We start from the raw sequence: 18,641 nt of genomic DNA on the forward strand, positions 1-18,641 counted from the left end.
TTGATGGCTGAATACTAAGGACTTAATGCAATCGCTCGTAAATGGTTTGTGCCAGGGCTAGGCTAATGCCTTCCACTTGGGCAATCTCGTCTATGCTAGCACTTTTTATCGCATCCAGGCCACCAAATCGCGTCAACAAAGCTTTGCGGCGCTTGGCCCCTACCCCTTCAATCTCTTCCAGGCTGGAGGTAATCCGGGCTTTGGCACGTTTGGCGCGGTGACCGGTGATGGCAAACCGGTGCGCCTCATCACGAATTTGTTGCAGCAAGTGCAAGCCTGGGTTGTCCACGGGTAAATTCAGCATTTCACCGGTATCCGAGAAAATCATGGTTTCAAGACCGGGTTTGCGCTCTTCGCCCTTTGCAATGCCAATCAGCAAAATGTCGTCGAGACCCACCTCTTGCATGACTTCCATCGCCACACCCAACTGGCCTTTGCCACCATCAATAAAAATCAGGTCTGGGCGCTTGCCTTCTCCCGCCGCGACTTTGCGGTAACGGCGCGTCAGCACATCGCGCATGGCCGCATAATCATCGCCTGGCGTGATACCTGTGACGTTATAGCGGCGATATTCGCTGTTTTGCATATCACCACGGTCAAACACCACGCAACTGCCCACCGTCGCTTCACCCATGGTATGGCTAATATCAAAGCATTCAATGCGCTCGGTGTTCTCGGCCAGGTTAAGTGCCTCACGCAACGAGACCAAACGTGCCTGCTGATTGGCCGAAGTCGCCAGCCGTTGTTGTAGCGCCAACTCAGCATTGGTCTGCGCCATCTTGAGCCAGACTTTTTTATCGCCAATCGCATTGGTCAGCACGCGGATTTTGCGTTCGGCCTGCTCACTGAGCATGGTTTCGAACTCGGTTTTGTCGATCTCCGCCCCGCACACCAGCAACGGCGGCGTGTTTTGCGCCACATAATACTGGGTAATAAACGCCTCTACCGTTTCTACCAGCTCGGCATCCTGCGCGTTCTTGGGGAAAAAGCTCTTGTCGCCCAAATGGCGTCCACCCCGGATCATCACCAGGTTAATGCAGTGCTGGCCCTCAATCTCAGCGCAGGCAATCACATCCGCATCACTCACGCTAAAGTCACTGACAAACTGCTTGGCCTGCACCTGGCGCAAGGCCTGAATACGGTCACGCAACACCGCTGCCTGTTCATACTCCATCGCCTCGGCAGCGGCATTCATCCCATCCGCCAAAGAATCCATCACCTCACTGGTTTTACCGAGCAGAAACAGCGCCGCGTGGCGCACATCACTCGCATAATCCTCCTGCGAAATCAGGTTCACGCATGGCGCGGTACAACGTGCAATCTGATACTGCAAACAAGGCCGCGAACGGTTAGCAAACACCGTGTTTTCACAGGTGCGCAGCTTAAACACCTTTTGCAGCAGCTGTATGCTCTCGCGCACCGCTGGCGAGCTGGGGAAAGGCCCAAAATACTGATGCCCCTTGCGCTGCGTGCCCCGGTGAAATGCCAGCCGCGGAAACGCATCGCTTGTGAGGCTAATATAGGGATAAGACTTATCGTCGCGAAACAACACGTTATAACGCGGCATGATGCTCTTGATAAGGTTATTCTCAAGCAACAAAGCCTCCGCCTCAGAGCGCGTAACGGTTGTCTCAATATTGGCAATCTGCGACACCATCATTTTGGTACGCGGACTGGCGAGGTTTTTATTAAAGTAACTCGAAACCCGCTTTTTTAAATCTTTGGCTTTACCTACATAGATCACAGTATTTTCCGCGTTGAGCATGCGGTAAACACCAGGCAGATTGGGTAGGTTTTTGAGGATGGGCTTCGGGTCAAACATGACGGCATTTTAGCATCATGAGATTTGTGTGGGTTCAATATGCATGCAGCCATTAAATCTCTTACTTACAACAAAACTCAAAGTAAAGACTCGTGCACCGGTTTGTGAGACTCGCAAGATCTCTGCTTTAAATAACTCACCATATCAAACGTATGCTCGTTTGATTGTTGTAGCCAATTAACATCTTCTAAAAGTTAGGTACATGTGTCTACTATTTTAAGGCAAGTCCACAGTCCCGCTTGAATGATGGGTTAGGGTTTAGAAACGTGACCACAAATGCCCCCTGAGATTACGCCTATTAAAGCAATAACAATTAATAGCATTAAAGATTTTGTACTGCCAAATATAACAAGTATTGGTAAAACCCCCAGTAGGCCAGACAGTGCGCCATAGAGTAATTCTTGATAACGTTTTGATTTACTGTAACTTGGCATTAATGAGTTAAATATTAACCCAGCCAAAGAAGCTGGGATTATTCCGATTAAGTAGGCAAATATAATAATTATGAAGCCATCTTTATGTGCAGTAGGTGAAATTAGTAAAAAGGGTACTGCCCCAATAAGCGGCCCAAAAAAAGCAAAAGTTATAAAAACCCTTCGCTTTGAATGTGCAAAAAACAAATAGTTTTTTGTTTTGGCTGTACTTGCACAACTAACAGAATTACTTAGAAGACTTTTACAGTTTGGACAGATGTTAAACTGACTCGCTAAATCCCAAGACTTGTCTGATTCAGGAATAATGAGACGACACTTCTCACATGTAACTATTCTCAAATTGAGCCCTAACGTTTGAATTGAGCGGCCTGCGCGGCTTTTCGCGCAGGTCCGCTCGAATGATGGGTTGGGCCATGGACGTTCAAAAGAATGGCTCCTCAACCAATTCGGACGGACTGACTTTAACCGTCACGCCGTATTTCTCGTTTACGTCATTAACCAAGCGGACAAACCAAGGCGGCGCCTTGGGAGACAAGAAGACTTCTTCGATAAGAACTTCAAGAGCGCACGGCACAATCTTTCCGAGGTCTTGGCACTCGAAGTCCAGAAGCAACGCTCTAACTTCTCTTTCGTGCTCGAAGGATTTTCGCTTTCGCCAGAATGCATCATTGACGCCGGCGTAGTTCTTTTTCAGGTCGATGTATTTGATGCGGCCAATGTCTATCGATGGGTCTCGACCGAGGGACACGTATAGGCTCTGATATGAAGTTCGGACAGCTACAGCGTTGGCAAGAAAGCTAGAGTAGAGGCGCCACATCGCCTCAGATTCGTGTTCGCTTTCATGCCAGCAACTGACAAAGGTCCTTCTCTTATGAGCTTCGCCGCCCGCTTCCAGATCACTCAGAAGCCTTTGAGCTTGCTCGTCCACTTCGCTGTCTGATAGCTCGCACTTGTATCCCTCAGGAGGGTTTTTGATTGCTGAGCGGAAGAACTCCAAGTAGTGCGAATCCCACTTCGCCTTATTCTTCTTGAGTCCCTTCGCACCTTCGAATATGTCTTCAAAGCAGTCAGTGCGCGTGAAGTACAGGCCACGAGAGGAAAGTAGGCTCACATATTTTGTGAAGTCCATGTAACGCCATAACTTACTGGATTGCTCTGGCACATCGTAAGGTCGTGGCGAGAAGTAATGCCTGACAGCTGTCTCTTTGAGCTTGTTAATGCAACCGTCGCATACATACAGAGGGCTATCGTCGTACCCATAACCAAGGTGTGACGTATCACCCTCCCTAAAGGAATGGCCGCAAGATACGCAGTGGTCATGGTTCTCGAATGACAGACGGCGAAGCTCCGTCGTAAGCCTATTTGTCATCTGCTGCATAGCGATCTCGTGAGGGCCCAACGTTTGAATTAAGGGGCGCCGTTAGGCGTCCCGCTTGAATGATGGGTTAGGCTTCATTGTGTGGGGCATCACTCACGCGAGTTAAATCCATGTGACTAACTGCCCACTTTTCGAATGAAGCGCGTAAATCTTGTTGTGGACCCTCCTTGGCAACAACATATGCACAAGCCATGTAGGCGCCCACAGTTCCCGTATAAGCTTCAAGTACTGATAGGGCGTCGCGTTTCTCCAATTTGTCCCCGCGGACCTTTTCCAAGAATTGAACCAACGGTAGAAGTTCGTTCTCCGAAATTACAGTGCGAATGTTGTGACCGAGTTTATTTCGAAGTGCGTTTAGGTGCTTCAGGCTCGCCATGAAGTTGTATTGCTCTGGGAGTTCCCAAGACTCGATAATAGAAAGTTTTTGGCTGAATGTGAGTCGGGCATTTTCAATAGAAAGGCCTGAGCGCATATTGGCTCCTACAAAAGCTTCAATATAGTTTTCTAAAACTAAATGACAGCACAGAAGATAACCAACGGTTGTGTAACTAATATCTGAAATCTTGTCCCACGTAACAGAACCTTCAATAAGAGGACCAACTAGCGGAGGAAGTGGTGGCAGTTTCATATAGCCTAACGTTTGAAGTAAGGGGCTGGCGACAATGCTGGCTCAACCCTCGTTATTAATAATTGCTTATTCAAAGCGCAATTTCGCCAGTCCCGCTTGACTGATGGGTTAGGACTATTCAATTACTGATACCCTATCAGTAACGCACAAGTGAGCTGTTTTAGTTTTTTGCAACTTTTCGACTAGCTGATTTCTCAAAATCTCCATTTCCTCACCACTTTCAATAAATGCAAGCTCTTTTGGGTGAAGAAGGGTTACTACTAATAACTTTACAAACCCAAAGGGAGTGTCAAAACCTTTGGGAATAGTTTTTGCTGGAAATCCAATCACTAATCCCACCTCATCTTGCTCATTTCTGAACAGTGAAGGGGCTTCAGGAATAGGCAAGATGGTTGAGACTGTTTCATACCGTTCAATCAGTTGGTCAAAACCACCATGATAGGCTACGTTCTGACTCACTTGATGGACTAAGTCAAAGAGCCATGAACCTGAAATATTCTCAATCGTGCCTACCATTTCAGCGCAAACCTCAACTCGAAAACCAAGTGGAATTTTTTCATCTTCAAACGGGTCACATAGGCCATCACTTACAATAATGATTGATTCTGGGCGCCTAATAACTTTCCAAGCTTGGCGCAAGTTGGGCCAACTAGGGCCTCCCATAAAGGCGGGATTAATAAGAGGTGCTATTACGTCGGAATCAACATCCCCCAGAGTTTTGTAAAATGCGTCTCGTGCTTCGTAAGTAGCCTGAAAAATAGCTTCAGTGTCTGTATTAGCTTCAACTTCAGAGATGGACGGATTTAAGTCATCTTCGATAGGAGCTTCGTTGTTTCGGCGTAATAGTTTATCTAACCATTTCATAGATAGTCCTAACGTAATGTAGACACCGAAATCGGTGTATATCCTGAAGCAGAGCTATTGTTAACATCAACCATTGCTTTCAATAACGCTTTGTTTATATTTATCAATTTAATAATCAGCAGCAAAAATATTTGCTCAGCTTAGTAAGAAAACACACCCAACTAAAAGCAACAAGCTACCCTAACAACTCCCCACCTATCGCCCAATCCTCATACTCAACCTCTTCAAACACGATATAAGTGTAATTAGCTGCTTTATGTGCATGCTTTTGCAGGGTTTCAGTAATCTCTTTGGCAATTTGTTTTTTCTGCTCTTTGGTGACAGAGCCGGCTAGTTTGACGTTGACATAAGGCATATTGACGCTCCTTTTGTGGTTGATTGAATAATCTTTAAATTAGTGGTGATGACCTGCACCGCCGCGAAGAATATCTCTGATGAGGTTGAGCGTGACCACGAGCAGCAGTACTGAAATCAGGATAGACAAGATGGGGTCTATGCTCATCCAGCCGGTAAAGTAGATGACCACCCCCGCGACCACGGCGGTAACCGAGCCGAGTAAGTCGCCTAACACATGCAAGAAGGCGGCGCGGTGATTTAAGTTTGCATCACCGCCATGATGTTCATGTTGATGGTGCATGTGCTTGGCAACAACGACGTTAACCAGTAAGCCTACAAGGGCAATAATGCTGACATAACCGCCTGCGACTGGCCGCGGGTTTTGCAGGCGTTCGATGGCTTCGTAGACAATCCAGCCAGTGACCAGCAGCATGGAGACGGCGTTGATCATGGAGACCCTACGCTCAGTTTGCTTGGAGGCTGGATGCCCGGTACGTGCCTGATGGGCTGCCCACATCGCCAGGCCAAGTGCCAGCACATCAAACAGCATGTGCCAGGCGTCACTGAGCAAGGCTAGCGATTGTGTCCACCAGCCGCCGACAAACTCGACCACGGTAAAGATGGAAATCGCGAGAAATGGCAGCGAGAACGGATTGCCATGTTCGTGATCATCATGGCTATGCGCATGGTCATGGCTGTGGTCATGCCCGTGATTATCTGCGTGATCGTGACCATAAGGGCAGCGACCAGATGAGTGGGAATGTTCGTGAGGTGTATGGCTAGGTTTCATGGTTGCATGCTAATGCAAATTAGCTGTTTTTCACAATAGGGCACTTCTATAAATTCAATTTACGTCGCGATACGGCGTTGCTCGCAAAAAACTCTTTCTTACATATTGCTTATATGCTGCGTCAGATTTTTTTAATCGCGCCTTGTCTAGCTCATGAATTCTAAACGTAAGCAACTTGATTTTATAAAAGCACCCTATCGACTTTCCGACATAAAACAGTCTCTGTTGAAAAATCTGGGATAATGCTGGCTTGTAGAGAAAATCACCATGTTAAGTTACAGACACGCCTTTCATGCTGGCAATCATGCCGACGTTTTAAAACACTGGATGTTCACCCTGGTGCTGGATTATTTTAACCAGAAGGATAAGCCTTACTGGGTGATTGATACCCATGCGGGCGCCGGGCTGTATCGCCTGGATAGCAGCGTGGCGAATAAAACGGCGGAATACTTGGATGGCATTTTGCGTTTGCAGCAAAGCGAGGCGCCTGAGGCTTTTAAGGTTTATCTGGAGGCTGTGGCGGCGGCAAATCAAGATCAGACCAAGCTCTACCCGGGTTCACCCTGGCTGGCAAGTCATTTGATTAACCCGGTGGATAAATTACGCTTATTTGAGTTGCATCCGGCCGATGCGGCTTTGCTGGAACAGCAATTTTCAGCACAAAAACGGCAAATCACCATTCAACCGAAAGACGGCTTTGAAGGCATCAAGGCCTGTTTACCACCGCCGACTAAACGCGGTATTGTATTGATTGACCCGCCCTATGAAGTTAAAGACGATTACTCACGCGTGGTCAACTGTATTAAGGACAGCCTGAAGCGCTTTGCTACCGGCACTTACCTGATATGGTACCCTCGCCTGCAAAGGCCTGAGCCGCAACAAATGATAGACAAGCTACGCAGCCTGGATACCGATTACCTGCATGTCACGCTGGATGTGCAGAAACCCGCCGCCGATGGCTTTGGTATGCACGGTAGCGGAATGTGGGTGATTAACCCGCCGTGGACACTGCGTCAATCCTTAGAGCCGCATCTGGATTGGCTGGCCAAGACCCTGGCGCAAGATACAACAGCACGTGCACATTGCGAGGGTCGCCAGCGTTAATAGCGGATTCTGGCCCTATGCTGCACATCCAGCTCAGTGTCTAAAGAGACTGTGAAGGTGTGGACGGCGATAGTTTGCCGGGTGGAGGTTTGTATGCGCACACGCCACTCGCCGGCTGTCACGTTGCTCTTATAGGTGTAACCCCTATAGCCGCTATCACGCCCGCCAGTCAATGAGAACCCTGGTGTGGAAACACTGACCCACTCCCCGCCGACTTTCTTCTGCCAGTCATGTAACAATTTGGTCTGCAAGCCCTGTGGAGCAAACACTGCCGAGAAACACACCAGCTTTTGGCCTGGTTGCAGATAAAAATGATCGCTATCGACACGCCAGAATTGCCACCAGGGAGATTTTTCAACCGTCATCCAGTAGCCTTCAGGGGTTTTCTCCAGTTCATAAGCTATGACCACGGCCTGCTTGACCAGCGGCACGGGCGGAATCATGTCGGCACGATAGGCCAGCATAAGCAAGCCTGCGATCAACCATACTGGCCAGATACGCCCGACATGTCGCGGTGCACGCTGGTATAACACATAGGTGACCGTCGCGCCGAGCAAGGTACTCAAATAAAACCAGATGGCATGTACGCTGCCAAATACAAACGGAAAGGCAAAATTGCACCAAAGGATGGAGCACAATCCAAACATGCTCCAGCACAGGCTGAACCGGCGGTATTCACCTTCCATGAATTCATTGGCAACCAGCAATACCCCTAATATCAATGTGACGACCCAGGCCAGTCCATAACTTGAACTCTTGAAATAAAGAATAAACAAGGCGCTCAACAGGCTGCCAAACAAAAACTGTAATATCCAGTATGGCCAATCCTGGACTGGCCAACTGGAAACACGGTTTTGCAGCCACTGCCAGTTTAATAGCCGTTCACCCAACCGCCTGACGGAAGAATAGGGTTCAGCCAGCTGGTGCATGAGCAGCGCTGCCACCAACAAATACAAGGCAAAGATCACCATATCAGACATGGCTACCTTTTTGCCGATGGTAATGGCATCCCAGACAAAGCCGCCCACAAAAAATGAGATGGGCAATATCATCCGGCTACGCGCCAGCAAACGTGATAGCCTGCCAGGTGATGAGTGATCAGAAATGGTCATGCAGATAAAGCACTATGGAATACAGGACGTCGGCATTTTTATCATAGATAACGCCAACGACAATAGTATTTTGCACCCTAAAAAGTAAACTTTCTTTGATAATCAAATTTAGCCTGTTAAACTTTAAATTATCTTAAGAAAAGTCCGTTAACTATCAATATAGGTTAGATTTCGCTTTGCGAAACGCTAGCTAGCGGCAACCCCTCATCGATTATCAAGCATGCGAGATTTAATCAGACAGTTAAAACAGAAAGTCACAGAGATAAAGTCTGTCAGTAATGAAACTGAACAGGCTTTAATCCGTGTTGTTTTTGTCAGTTTTATCACGCTCTATCTTTTCTTCAATCACAGCAGTTATGAACCGATCTTGCTGTGCTTGGTTTATCTATGCTTTGGCTTCCTAATGTTATATAACATCCTGAAGGATCCGGAGAAAAATGAAAAGCGGCAATGGACGGCTATGATTATGGATATCACTGCCACGTCGTTGGAGCAAATGATTTCAGGCGCCATGGCCGGCGTGTTTATTGGCGTTTACCTGTGGCTGATTATTGGTTATGGCTTGCGCTATGGTACCAAGTTTTTTAAAGGCTGTTATTTGTTTAGCCTGATTGGTTTTGGCGTGACGCTTTACCTCAACCCTTATTGGGTGGAGCACCAGCATTTGGCTTATGGCTTCTTCCTCACCCTTTTGCTGATCCCTCCACATACCTTGCGCCTGCAAATCAGCCTGGAAAAAGCGACCAAGGAAGCCGGCCAGGCTAACGAAGCCAAGACCAACTTTGTTTCCAACATCAGCCATGAAATGCGCACCCCGCTAAACGGGATTATTGGTGCCAGCGAGTTACTGGCGCAAACCAAACTGGATGGCAAGCAATCCGAGCTGTTAAAAATGGTAGGCACCTCAGCCTCCAGCCTCAAAAAACTGATTAACGATGTGCTGGATATCAGCAAGATTGAAAAAGGCAAGGTAGAGCTGGAAGACATCACTTTCTTCCTGCCAGACCTGGTTCAGCGATTGCAACTGATGTTCCAGCTTGAGGTGGGGCGAAAACAGTTATGGCTGAGATTTGATCTTGGCCCAGAAACAGAACGCCACTATGTGGGTAGCCTGCACCATATCGAGCAAGTACTGGTCAACCTGATTGCCAATGCCATCAAGTTTACACAGCATGGCGGTATTGATGTCACGATCAGTGATACCAACCAGCTGACTTTCCGCATTCGTGATACTGGCATAGGCATTAAAGCCGAAGTTTTGCCGATGATCTTTGACAGCTTCACCCAGGCAGATAGCAGCATCACCCGACGTTACGGTGGCACTGGTTTAGGCACTTCGATTGCCAAACAGCTGGTTGAGGTGATGGGTGGCAATATCGAGGTTTCCAGCCAGGTCAATGTGGGGACTACCTTTGTGGTCAATTTGCCACTGATGCACGCAGCAGCACCGGCACAGCCTGTCAAAGACGAAATCAATCTGGATAGTCAGTCAAATGTGGTGCCGCTGAGTAGCCATAACAAGTTCCGCAAGAAAATTCGCGTACTGATTGCGGATGACAATGTGGTCAACCGGTTAATCCTGAATGAAACCTTGCAAAAAATGCACTGTATCGTCAAGGCCGTTGAGAATGGCGATGATGCCCTGGATGCGTTGGAGCATCACCAGTTTGACCTGATGATACTAGATTACAACATGCCGGAAATGAACGGCCTGGAAGTGTTTAACATTTACCATGCACTACCGGGCAGCAAACCGTTGAGAACAGTGATTCTCACCGCGGATGCCACAAAAACGACACAAGAGCGCTGTTTACGTGCAGGCGTATATCAGGTGCTGACCAAGCCAGTCGTCTCGCGGCAAATCCAGACCTTGATAGAAGCGATTGCCAGCACGATAGACACTGAGCAATCCGCACAAACCACGCCCGTCCGCCGCAAAAAATCCAAGCCGGCAGAAACGCGGGCTGCGTCTGCTATCGCAGATCAAAAGTTTGTGGACGCAAGATCTCCTGACTCACCCATGAGGTCTTTAAAGCCAAAATCTGCCCCCCTCATTGCCAGCCTACCCCCCACTGTGGAACCATTGCTGGACGATGAGCGCATGGCTCATTTGCTCAAGCTGGGTGGCAGTGAAGCTTTTCTCCACAAATTGATTACAGAGTTTTTAGAGACTACCGATGAATTGATGCGTTCACTGGGCACGCATTGCATGGACCTTAACTTTGAACAAGTGCATAAGCTGGCACACATATTGGCAGGCGAGTCTGCCAATATGGGCCTGATTCCTTTGAGTAAACACAGTCGTCGCCTGCTGGGGTTAAGCATGGAAGATGCCCAGACCATTTCCGGCCTATATCAAGCCGTGGCAGATTGCTATGATGAGACACGCGTACAGTTGCAACACCAACGTAGCAAGCTCTCACCCAAACGCTCCAACAAATAAGCCGGGCACCTTCACCATGTTCACTCACTATTGATTCACTACCTGGGGCTGCGGCGCATTTGGGATAGGCTCAGCTTCACTGGTACTAGCAATTGTACTTTCTTGATTGTCGGGGAAAAGACGTGACTGGGCGCGGTAGAACCTGTCCATCACCTTCAGATCGCGCTCAGTCAACCGCAAGGCATTCTCAACCCACACCTCCACGATATCCTTGAGTTCGTCATAGCTTAACGGATTGATCCTGGCCTTGGCTTTTTGCGCAGATAAAAAGCCTTCTGCGCGCTTGTTATTCTTATGGATAAACTCATGCACAGCCTGCTCGCCCTCACCATCCTCGACAACGATATCAATCAACCCCATCTCCAGGCACTCTTCAGCGGTATAGCGCTCACATCCCAGAATCATCTTGTCTGCGACAGCCATACCAGCCTTGCGTGCAATAAAGCTATATGCCCCCATACCCGGAATCATGTTAAAGAACAGCTCAGGAAAGCAAAATACCGCTTGTTTTTCAGCAATCAGCAGGTCACTGGTGAGGGCTGCTTCTATGCCAGCGCCTAACACTTCGCCTTGCAGCAGGGAGATTTTTGTCACATGGTCCAGCTGGAAACGAAATGCGCGTTGTGCCACCACATCAATACTGAGTTTGGCATAGGCCTGTAATTGCGCCCTGTCTTGCTGGCGGATAGCCGCAGCCATTTTTTGTAAATCGCCGCCCATATTGAAATAGCCTGGGGTCGCCGAGGCAAAAACAGAATAGCGGATTGGCAATATCGTCTCCGCATCCGTCTGCACATAGCCGCCGCTGCGCTGGATATCGGCATGGTGCTCATGCAGATTCATCAATAAATCATGATTAATGCAGGGAATACGCTGAGGTTGATGCAAATAACTCCACAGTGCTTGGCGTTCAGCATCAAAACGGCAAAAGACCTGACCGTAATCATGTGACTGTAAACGTTGTTGATAATTAACCAGGCCTTGTTCGAACGGTTTCATGAGTTTCTCCTTGGACATTGAAAATCTGTTGAGTGAATCAGGGAATTGACGTATGTGCATCATAGACGTCAGCCAATACATCATAATCAAAACAGAACTGTGCCGTCAGGAGAGTTCTCAGGATTTACAGTTGCAAGGATATTTCCGGCCGTAAAAACAACAAAGGGAGCTCACGCTCCCTTTGATCATGCCTTCAATACAACAGCTACGCCGTTTCTTTAATTGGAATGATTTTCTTCACATTTTCTAGCGAGCCAGCATATTGGGTCATCTGGTTAAAGTTGAGGTATTTGTAAATCTCTGCCGTGTTGGTCAGCTTGGTGCCCAAGGTATCCAGGTACTCTTGCATGGTTGGGATACGACCCAGTTTGGCACAAACCGCTGCCAGTTCAGCAGAGCCCAGGTAAACACGGGCATCTTTACCCATACGGTTATCAAAGTTACGGGTAGAGGTCGAGAACACGGTCGCCTTGTCAGCCACACGTGCCTGGTTACCCATACACAGTGAGCAGCCTGGTACTTCCGTGCGTGCACCAGCGACACCAAAAGTTGAGTACACGCCTTCGGCTCGCAATTGTGCTTCATCCATACGTGTTGGTGGAGCAATCCATAAACGGGTCGGGATACCACCAGCCCCTTCAAGGACCTTGCCAGCCGCGCGGTAGTGACCAATGTTGGTCATGCAACTACCAATAAAGACTTCGTCAATCTTGTCGCCCACCACAGCAGATAATGGCTTGATATCATCCGGGTCATTCGGGCAAGCCACCAGTGGTTCTTTAATCTCACTGAGGTCAATTTCGATGACGTGCGCATATTCGGCATCAGCATCAGGCTGCAACAGTTCCGGTTTTTCCAGCCATGCTTTCATGCTGGCAATGCGGCGCTCCAGCGTGCGTGCATCCTGGTAGCCATTTTCTATCATGTTCTGCATGAGCACGATATTGGAGTTGAGGAACTCAATCACCGGCTCTTTATTCAACAGCACAGTACAACCGTTGGCTGAACGCTCAGCCGAAGCATCAGCCAGCTCAAACGCCTGCTCCACCTTAAGGTCGGGCAATCCTTCGATTTCCAGTACGCGGCCGTTGAATACGTTTTTCTTGCCCTGCTTGCCAACAGTCAGTGTGCCTTCCTGGATGGCTGCGTAAGGAATCGCATTCACCAGGTCACGCAAGGTAATGCCTGGCTGCATTTGGCCTTTAAAGCGTACCAGCACTGATTCAGGCATATCCAGCGGCATGGCGCCAGTAGCTGCCGCAAACGCCACCAAACCAGAACCAGCCGGGAAGCTGATGCCAATCGGGAACCGGGTATGCGAGTCACCGCCAGTACCCACAGTATCCGGCAGGATCAAGCGGTTCAACCAGGAGTGGATCACGCCATCACCTGCGCGCAAGCTGACGCCGCCACGGCTGGACATAAATTCAGGCAACTCATGCTGCAATTTGATATCGACTGGTTTCGGGTAAGCCGCCGTATGGCAGAAACTCTGCATGACCAGATCGGCACTAAAGCCCAGGCAAGCCAACTCTTTCAGCTCATCACGTGTCATCCCGCCCGTGGTGTCTTGGGAACCTACAGTGGTTGCTTTAGGTTCGCAATAGGTACCTGGGCGCACGCCCATACCTTCTGGCAAACCACAGGCACGACCCACCATTTTTTGCGCCAAGGTGTAGCCTTTACCAGTATCTTTGGCAGGGATGGATTTAATAAAGATGTCCGTGTCACCCAAGCCCAGCGCTTTACGTGCATTGGCAGTCAGGCCACGGCCAATAATCAATGGGATACGGCCACCTGCACGCACTTCATCCGGCAAGGTGATTGGATTCATTTCAAATGTGGCCAATACTTCACCTGCCTCAGACAATACTTTGCCTTCAAATGGCTTGATCACAATCACGTCACCGGTGTTCAGTTTAGAAACATCACACTGGATAGGCAAAGCGCCTGAGTCTTCTGCAGTGTTAAAGAAAATCGGTGCAATCTTGCTACCAATCACCACGCCGCCTGTGCGCTTGTTGGGGATGTAGGGAATATCGTCGCCCATCCACCATTGTACGGAGTTGATGGCCGATTTACGGGAAGAACCTGTCCCGACCACGTCGCCAACATAGGCCAGCGGCAAGCCTTTTTGCTTCAGGCCCTCAATCACTTTGAGCCCATCAGACATGCGGTTGATCAGCATGGCTTTGGCGTGTAATGGGATATCCGGACGGCTCCATGCATCTTGCGCTGGACTCAGGTCATCAGTATTGGTTTCACCATCCAGCTTGAACACCACCAGTTTGATTTCTTCAGCCAAAGCAGGCTTGTTGGTAAACCATTCGGCATTGGCCCAAGCCGTCATCAAAGCCTTGGCATGCGGGTTACCTGCCTTCATTTTGGCGTCGACATCATGGAAAGCGTCAAACATGAGGATGGTTGTAGACAAGGCCTTGACAGCATTCGCGGCCATTGGGGTATCCAGCAAAGCCACCAGTGCCTGGACGTTGTAGCCCCCCAGCATGGTACCTAACAGCTGTACGGCTCTTTCTGCACTGACTAAAGGTGAAATCGCAGTGCCATTTGCAACATCTGCCAAAAAGGCCGCTTTGACATAGGCCGCCTGGTCAACACCTGCAGGAATACGGTTTTCCAGCAGATTTAACAGCAAGGCTTCCTGCCCGGCGGGAGGAGATTTTAATAACTCGACCAATGCAGCGACTTGTTCCGCATTGAGGGGTAAAGGAGGTAGATTTTGCGAGGCGCGTTCTTTTACGTGGGTTTCGTATACTTGTAACATGATGTAGGCTCTATCAATAAAACAAAGTCGGGGGATGGGCCAGCGCTTATCTGTAACGACATGACCAGAGGCTGACCGCGAGGATTTCTTCTTGTTTGATTATAATCCAGTCCATAGGCCAGAATGTTAACTGCTTGTAACATTCCGGCAATTGATGCAAATGACAGCCGCCGACAGCAACAAAACAACACTACAGTCAGGGGGTACTGTCTCCATATAACTCTTTGGCAAATGGGGTACTACAGCTCTTACCGTAGGCGGAAGATTCCCATTTATCCAGCAATTCTTTTTGATAGCCTTTGCCATGCTGTTTCTCCAGATAGGCACGCACCTCAAACACATCGGCAAAACCGTTGTGATCAGTGTCCATCATGGCGACCTGATCTTCCAGGCTAGGGCCACTGTACCGGCCTGTACTATCAGTGAAGTATTCCAGCGCAGATTCGGCATGCACGGGCAAACTCAATACTATGGCCAAGCCAACTGCGAACCCAATTACCCCAGTATTCATTTTTATCATACTCACTCCATTTTGACGCTTAGTAGTATGACGTATCTTTCACCAATTCGTGCCCGGTCTCTGTGATTGCACTCACATTATCGGTAGCCACTTATACCGCTTGCAACGCAATGGTTTTTTTCCATAGTGCCGGACCGGTCTGGTGTACGGACTCACCATCCGCACTCACTGCCACCGTCACTGGCATATCCACCACTTCAAATTCATAGATGGCTTCCATACCCAAGTCTGCAAAAGCCAGCACGCGGGATTTTTTAATCGCCTTGCTGACCAGATAAGCGGCACCACCCACCGCCATCAAGTACACCGACTTGTGCTTGGCAATCTCTGCCAAGGCCTCTTCGCCACGTTCGGCTTTGCCAATCGAACCCAGCAATCCGGTATTCAGCATCATATCGGTATAGCTATCCATGCGCGTCGCCGTGGTCGGACCTGCCGGCCCCACGGCTTCGTCACGCACGGCATCGACCGGGCCAACGTAATAAATAAACTTATTGGTAAAATCTACAGGTAGTGGTTCACCTTTGGCCAGCATGGTCTGGATACGTTTATGCGCAGCATCGCGCCCTGTCAGGATTTTACCTGTGAGCAACAAGGTATCTCCGGTTTTCCAAGTTTGCGTTTCCTCACGTGTCACCGTTTCCAGGTTCACGCGTTTAGCTTGCGGGCTGGGGGCCCAATCCACATCCGGGTAAACATCTGCACTCGGTGGCGTTAACTCAGCCACACCGGACCCATCCAGCGTAAAGTGCACATGACGTGTCGCTGCGCAATTAGGAATAATGGCCACGGGCAAACTGGCTGCATGGGTTGGATAATCCAGGATTTTCACATCTAATACCGTGGTCAGGCCACCCAGGCCTTGTGCGCCTATCCCTAGCTGATTAACCTTTTCATAAAGTTCCAGGCGCAATTCTTCAATGCGGTTTTGCGCACCACGTGCCTGCAACTCCTGGATATCAATCGGGGCCATCAATGACTCTTTAGCCAGCAGCATGGCTTTCTCAGCACTGCCGCCTATGCCTATCCCGAGCATGCCTGGTGGGCACCAGCCAGCGCCCATCTTGGGCACCACTTCCAGCACCCAGTCAACAATGCTTTCGTTAGGGTTGAGCATGACCAGTTTGGATTTATTTTCCGAGCCGCCGCCTTTGGCAGCCACCTGGACTTCGACTTTATCCCCCGCCACCATTTCAATATGCGTAATCGCGGGCGTATTGTCTTTAGTGTTTTTACGTGCCCCGGCGGGGTCATTCACGATAGACGCTCGCAGCGTATTGTCGGGATGCAGGTAAGCACGGCGTACGCCTTCGTTAACCATTTGCTCGATGGTCATGTCCCCCTCAAATTGCACCTGCATGCCTATTTTGACAAACGCCACCACAATGCCGGTATCCTGGCACAAGGGGCGTTTGCCTTCGGCGCACATACGGGAATTGGTCAAAATCTGCGCAATGGCGTCCCTGGCAGCAGGTGAGGCCTCTTTTTCATACGCCGCTGCCAACGCCCGGATATAGTCTTCCGGGTGGTAATAAGAGATGTATTGCAAGGCATCGGCAACACTCTCGATAAAATCTTGGGTTTTAATCAGGGCCATTTTCTGTGTCTTTCAGACGGGCATTTCAACGGGCATTGCTTTTCTGATAGGCAATGGCAGGACTCACATCTTTACGCAAGATTTTACCATTTTTGGTCCGTGGAAACTCCTTGGCCAGGTAAACCATTTTAGGCGCCTTGTAAGCCGCCAGATGTTGTTTACCAAAGGACATCAGCTCTTCGGGTGCGATTTCAGCATCCGGTTTAGGGATCACATAAATCACTACCAGCAGTTTGTCTTTTTCAATTTCTTCACCGACAGCAGCACAGTCCGCCACGGCAGGATGGCCTTTATATACACGCTCAATTTCATAGGGCGAAACGCGGTAGCCAAAGCTCTTGATAATGTCATCTTTACGGCCAAGGAACCACAGATAGCCGTCAGCATCGTATTTGGCATAGTCTCCGGTAAAGAAATAGCCATCGTGCTTATATTTGGCAGTCTCTTCCGGCAAGTTCCAATAGCTCAGGAACAAGCCTGGGTCATTATCTGGCACGCAAATCATCCCCTCCTCACCTTCGGCCACGGGCTCGCGAGTTTCGGGATTCAGCAAGACAATCGCATGACCAGGCTGCGGGAATCCCGCCGAGCCAGCCCGGATCGGACGGAAAATACTTTGCGACAGGTAATAAGAAAACTCACTCATCCCAACCGCTTCATAAATATCCAGCCCGAAACGCTCACGCCATTGGCTCAACACCTCGTCAGACAAATGCTCTCCCGCGCTCATAAAATGGCGCACGCTGGGGATATCCACTTGTGTTGCTGTCGTTTTTTGTAGCAGCTGACGGTAAATCGTGGGCACACCAATAAAGATGGTTGCCTTGTGTTTGGCGATCAAATCCAGCCATTTTTGCGCATCATTTTTACCTTCGTGCACAATCACGGTCTTGCCCAGGTATAACGGATCCATCAGGCCGGTGCCCAGCACATAAGTCCAGTTAAACTTGCCGGAATGCATAATGCGGTCTTGCGCCGTCTCACTGTAATTAAACCAGTATTGCGCCGCTGGCTGGCGCCCAAGCAAAGCACGGTGCGCATGCAATACGCCTTTAGGATAACCAGTGGTGCCTGAGGTATACACCAGATAGGCCGGATCGTCACCGCGGGTAGCATAAGCAGGCGTCACTTGTTGCACGGCCTTTAATGCGGTCTCAAGAGACAACACATTGAACCCTTCGACAGGCACCATTTGATCGGTCAACTGGGTGAGCAACACATGCTTGAGATTGGGTGTTTGCGCAATATTCTGCTGCATTTTGGCTGACATGCCGGCCCAGGCTGCTGCATCCGTCACCAATACCACCGCACCGGAATCTTTTGCCAGATAAGCCACTTCTTCTGCGGTTAGCAAGGTGGAAGTGGGCACAGAAATCGCCCCGGTTTTCATCGTGCCTAAAAAGGCAGTCGGATAATCCAGGCTGTTAGGCAAGCGGATCAGGACACGGTCACCAGGCTGAACGCCTAAATCACGCAACATCTGGGCAAACCGATCAGTTCTCTCCGCCAGCTCGGCAAAGGTAATCGTACCGGTACCAAACGTGTCGTCTTCCACAATCATGGCAATTTCATCGGCTTTTGGCGTACCCATGTGACGATCACTGCACGCCACCCCGATATTGAAAAATTCAGGGATTTCCCATTGCCATTGTGGATAAGGGGCTAACTGTGTCATGTTCAAACCTTTCCAATCACTCTATGCACGCATGGTTGATGCGATGCTGTTATATGCATTTCTTTTGAAAATGCTTTTTTCAAACCTATCAATACGTTTAAATTCAGAATTTAGCGATGAAGTGCTAGGCGCACAGCGCGCAGAAAGCGGAATG

Annotated in this window: 15 protein-coding genes; 2 read left to right on the forward strand and 13 right to left on the reverse strand. The window is 49.3% G+C overall.

Annotated elements, in window-relative coordinates:
- Nucleotides 1–22: 22 nt before the first annotated feature.
- The 7 genes from uvrC to ACJ67_RS09055 form a co-directional block, all read right to left on the reverse strand.
- Nucleotides 23–1,822, reverse strand: a complete 1,800-nt coding sequence (gene uvrC / locus ACJ67_RS09030) for an excinuclease ABC subunit UvrC (RefSeq protein ID WP_049638782.1) — start codon at nucleotides 1,820–1,822, stop codon at nucleotides 23–25.
- A gap of 251 nt (nucleotides 1,823–2,073) precedes the next feature.
- Nucleotides 2,074–2,595 (reverse strand): hypothetical protein, encoded by a 522-nt coding sequence (locus ACJ67_RS14835; RefSeq protein WP_156171665.1) that lies wholly within the window; start codon nucleotides 2,593–2,595, stop codon nucleotides 2,074–2,076.
- 82 nt (nucleotides 2,596–2,677) lie between these two features.
- Nucleotides 2,678–3,385 carry a hypothetical protein gene (locus tag ACJ67_RS09035; RefSeq protein ID WP_082163988.1) on the reverse strand — a complete coding sequence of 236 codons (708 nt, stop codon included), beginning with the start codon at nucleotides 3,383–3,385 and terminating at the stop codon, nucleotides 2,678–2,680.
- A gap of 316 nt (nucleotides 3,386–3,701) precedes the next feature.
- Nucleotides 3,702–4,262, reverse strand: coding sequence for a hypothetical protein (locus ACJ67_RS09040; RefSeq protein ID WP_156171666.1), 561 nt, complete (start codon nucleotides 4,260–4,262; stop codon nucleotides 3,702–3,704).
- 114 nt (nucleotides 4,263–4,376) lie between these two features.
- Entirely contained in the window at nucleotides 4,377–5,126 is a 750-nt protein-coding gene (locus ACJ67_RS09045; protein ID WP_082163989.1) for a hypothetical protein, read from the reverse strand.
- A 175-nt stretch (nucleotides 5,127–5,301) separates the two neighbouring features.
- On the reverse strand, nucleotides 5,302–5,481 hold the full coding sequence (locus ACJ67_RS09050) for a 4-oxalocrotonate tautomerase family protein (RefSeq protein ID WP_049638785.1): 180 nt from the start codon (nucleotides 5,479–5,481) through the stop codon (nucleotides 5,302–5,304).
- Nucleotides 5,482–5,520: 39 nt separating this feature from the next.
- Nucleotides 5,521–6,252 carry a cation diffusion facilitator family transporter gene (locus ACJ67_RS09055; RefSeq protein WP_049638786.1) on the reverse strand — a complete coding sequence of 244 codons (732 nt, stop codon included), beginning with the start codon at nucleotides 6,250–6,252 and terminating at the stop codon, nucleotides 5,521–5,523.
- A 267-nt stretch (nucleotides 6,253–6,519) separates the two neighbouring features.
- Between ACJ67_RS09055 and ACJ67_RS09060 the strand changes: the two genes are divergently transcribed.
- Nucleotides 6,520–7,356 carry a 23S rRNA (adenine(2030)-N(6))-methyltransferase RlmJ gene (locus tag ACJ67_RS09060; protein ID WP_049638787.1) on the forward strand — a complete coding sequence of 279 codons (837 nt, stop codon included), beginning with the start codon at nucleotides 6,520–6,522 and terminating at the stop codon, nucleotides 7,354–7,356.
- On the opposite strand, the gene ACJ67_RS09065 is transcribed toward ACJ67_RS09060, so the two are convergent.
- Nucleotides 7,353–8,468, reverse strand: coding sequence for a DUF2914 domain-containing protein (locus ACJ67_RS09065; protein ID WP_049638788.1), 1,116 nt, complete (start codon nucleotides 8,466–8,468; stop codon nucleotides 7,353–7,355). The two genes, ACJ67_RS09060 and ACJ67_RS09065, sit on opposite strands and share 4 nt — an antisense overlap.
- A gap of 403 nt (nucleotides 8,469–8,871) precedes the next feature.
- Between ACJ67_RS09065 and ACJ67_RS09070 the strand changes: the two genes are divergently transcribed.
- Nucleotides 8,872–10,911, forward strand: a complete 2,040-nt coding sequence (locus ACJ67_RS09070; protein WP_231587137.1) for an ATP-binding protein — start codon at nucleotides 8,872–8,874, stop codon at nucleotides 10,909–10,911.
- A gap of 27 nt (nucleotides 10,912–10,938) precedes the next feature.
- Here the strand turns inward: ACJ67_RS09070 and ACJ67_RS09075 are convergent, their stop codons facing one another.
- From ACJ67_RS09075 to ACJ67_RS09095, 5 genes are all read right to left on the reverse strand, one after another.
- On the reverse strand, nucleotides 10,939–11,910 hold the full coding sequence (locus tag ACJ67_RS09075; protein WP_049638790.1) for a crotonase/enoyl-CoA hydratase family protein: 972 nt from the start codon (nucleotides 11,908–11,910) through the stop codon (nucleotides 10,939–10,941).
- Nucleotides 11,911–12,115: 205 nt separating this feature from the next.
- Nucleotides 12,116–14,695 carry a bifunctional aconitate hydratase 2/2-methylisocitrate dehydratase gene (gene acnB / locus ACJ67_RS09080; RefSeq protein ID WP_049638791.1) on the reverse strand — a complete coding sequence of 860 codons (2,580 nt, stop codon included), beginning with the start codon at nucleotides 14,693–14,695 and terminating at the stop codon, nucleotides 12,116–12,118.
- A 196-nt stretch (nucleotides 14,696–14,891) separates the two neighbouring features.
- A complete protein-coding gene (locus ACJ67_RS09085; RefSeq protein ID WP_049638792.1) occupies nucleotides 14,892–15,215 on the reverse strand; it encodes a hypothetical protein in 324 nt (107 codons plus the stop codon).
- Between the two features lie 91 nt (nucleotides 15,216–15,306).
- Nucleotides 15,307–16,812: a fumarate hydratase gene (locus tag ACJ67_RS09090; protein WP_049638793.1), complete on the reverse strand. Its 1,506-nt coding sequence runs from the start codon at nucleotides 16,810–16,812 to the stop codon at nucleotides 15,307–15,309.
- A 25-nt stretch (nucleotides 16,813–16,837) separates the two neighbouring features.
- Nucleotides 16,838–18,487, reverse strand: coding sequence for an acyl-CoA synthetase (locus tag ACJ67_RS09095; protein WP_049638794.1), 1,650 nt, complete (start codon nucleotides 18,485–18,487; stop codon nucleotides 16,838–16,840).
- Between the last annotated feature and the right edge of the window lie 154 nt (nucleotides 18,488–18,641).

Source organism: Methylophilus sp. TWE2, from assembly GCF_001183865.1.
In the GTDB taxonomy this organism is placed as follows: domain Bacteria; phylum Pseudomonadota; class Gammaproteobacteria; order Burkholderiales; family Methylophilaceae; genus Methylophilus.

Bases quoted from the DNA above. Each gene is read 5' to 3' on its own strand.
- uvrC (WP_049638782.1), bottom strand. From the start codon at position 1,822: ATGTTTGACCCGAAGCCCATCCTCAAAAACCTACCCAATCTGCCTGGT.
- ACJ67_RS09035 (WP_082163988.1), bottom strand. From the start codon at position 3,385: ATGGACTTCACAAAATATGTGAGCCTACTTTCCTCTCGTGGCCTGTAC.
- ACJ67_RS09040 (WP_156171666.1), bottom strand. From the start codon at position 4,262: ATGAAACTGCCACCACTTCCTCCGCTAGTTGGTCCTCTTATTGAAGGT.
- ACJ67_RS09045 (WP_082163989.1), bottom strand. From the start codon at position 5,126: ATGAAATGGTTAGATAAACTATTACGCCGAAACAACGAAGCTCCTATC.
- ACJ67_RS09050 (WP_049638785.1), bottom strand. From the start codon at position 5,481: ATGCCTTATGTCAACGTCAAACTAGCCGGCTCTGTCACCAAAGAGCAG.
- ACJ67_RS09055 (WP_049638786.1), bottom strand. From the start codon at position 6,252: ATGAAACCTAGCCATACACCTCACGAACATTCCCACTCATCTGGTCGC.
- ACJ67_RS09060 (WP_049638787.1), top strand. From the start codon at position 6,520: ATGTTAAGTTACAGACACGCCTTTCATGCTGGCAATCATGCCGACGTT.
- ACJ67_RS09065 (WP_049638788.1), bottom strand. From the start codon at position 8,468: ATGACCATTTCTGATCACTCATCACCTGGCAGGCTATCACGTTTGCTG.
- ACJ67_RS09070 (WP_231587137.1), top strand. From the start codon at position 8,872: ATGTTATATAACATCCTGAAGGATCCGGAGAAAAATGAAAAGCGGCAA.
- ACJ67_RS09075 (WP_049638790.1), bottom strand. From the start codon at position 11,910: ATGAAACCGTTCGAACAAGGCCTGGTTAATTATCAACAACGTTTACAG.
- acnB (WP_049638791.1), bottom strand. From the start codon at position 14,695: ATGTTACAAGTATACGAAACCCACGTAAAAGAACGCGCCTCGCAAAAT.
- ACJ67_RS09085 (WP_049638792.1), bottom strand. From the start codon at position 15,215: ATGATAAAAATGAATACTGGGGTAATTGGGTTCGCAGTTGGCTTGGCC.
- ACJ67_RS09090 (WP_049638793.1), bottom strand. From the start codon at position 16,812: ATGGCCCTGATTAAAACCCAAGATTTTATCGAGAGTGTTGCCGATGCC.
- ACJ67_RS09095 (WP_049638794.1), bottom strand. From the start codon at position 18,487: ATGACACAGTTAGCCCCTTATCCACAATGGCAATGGGAAATCCCTGAA.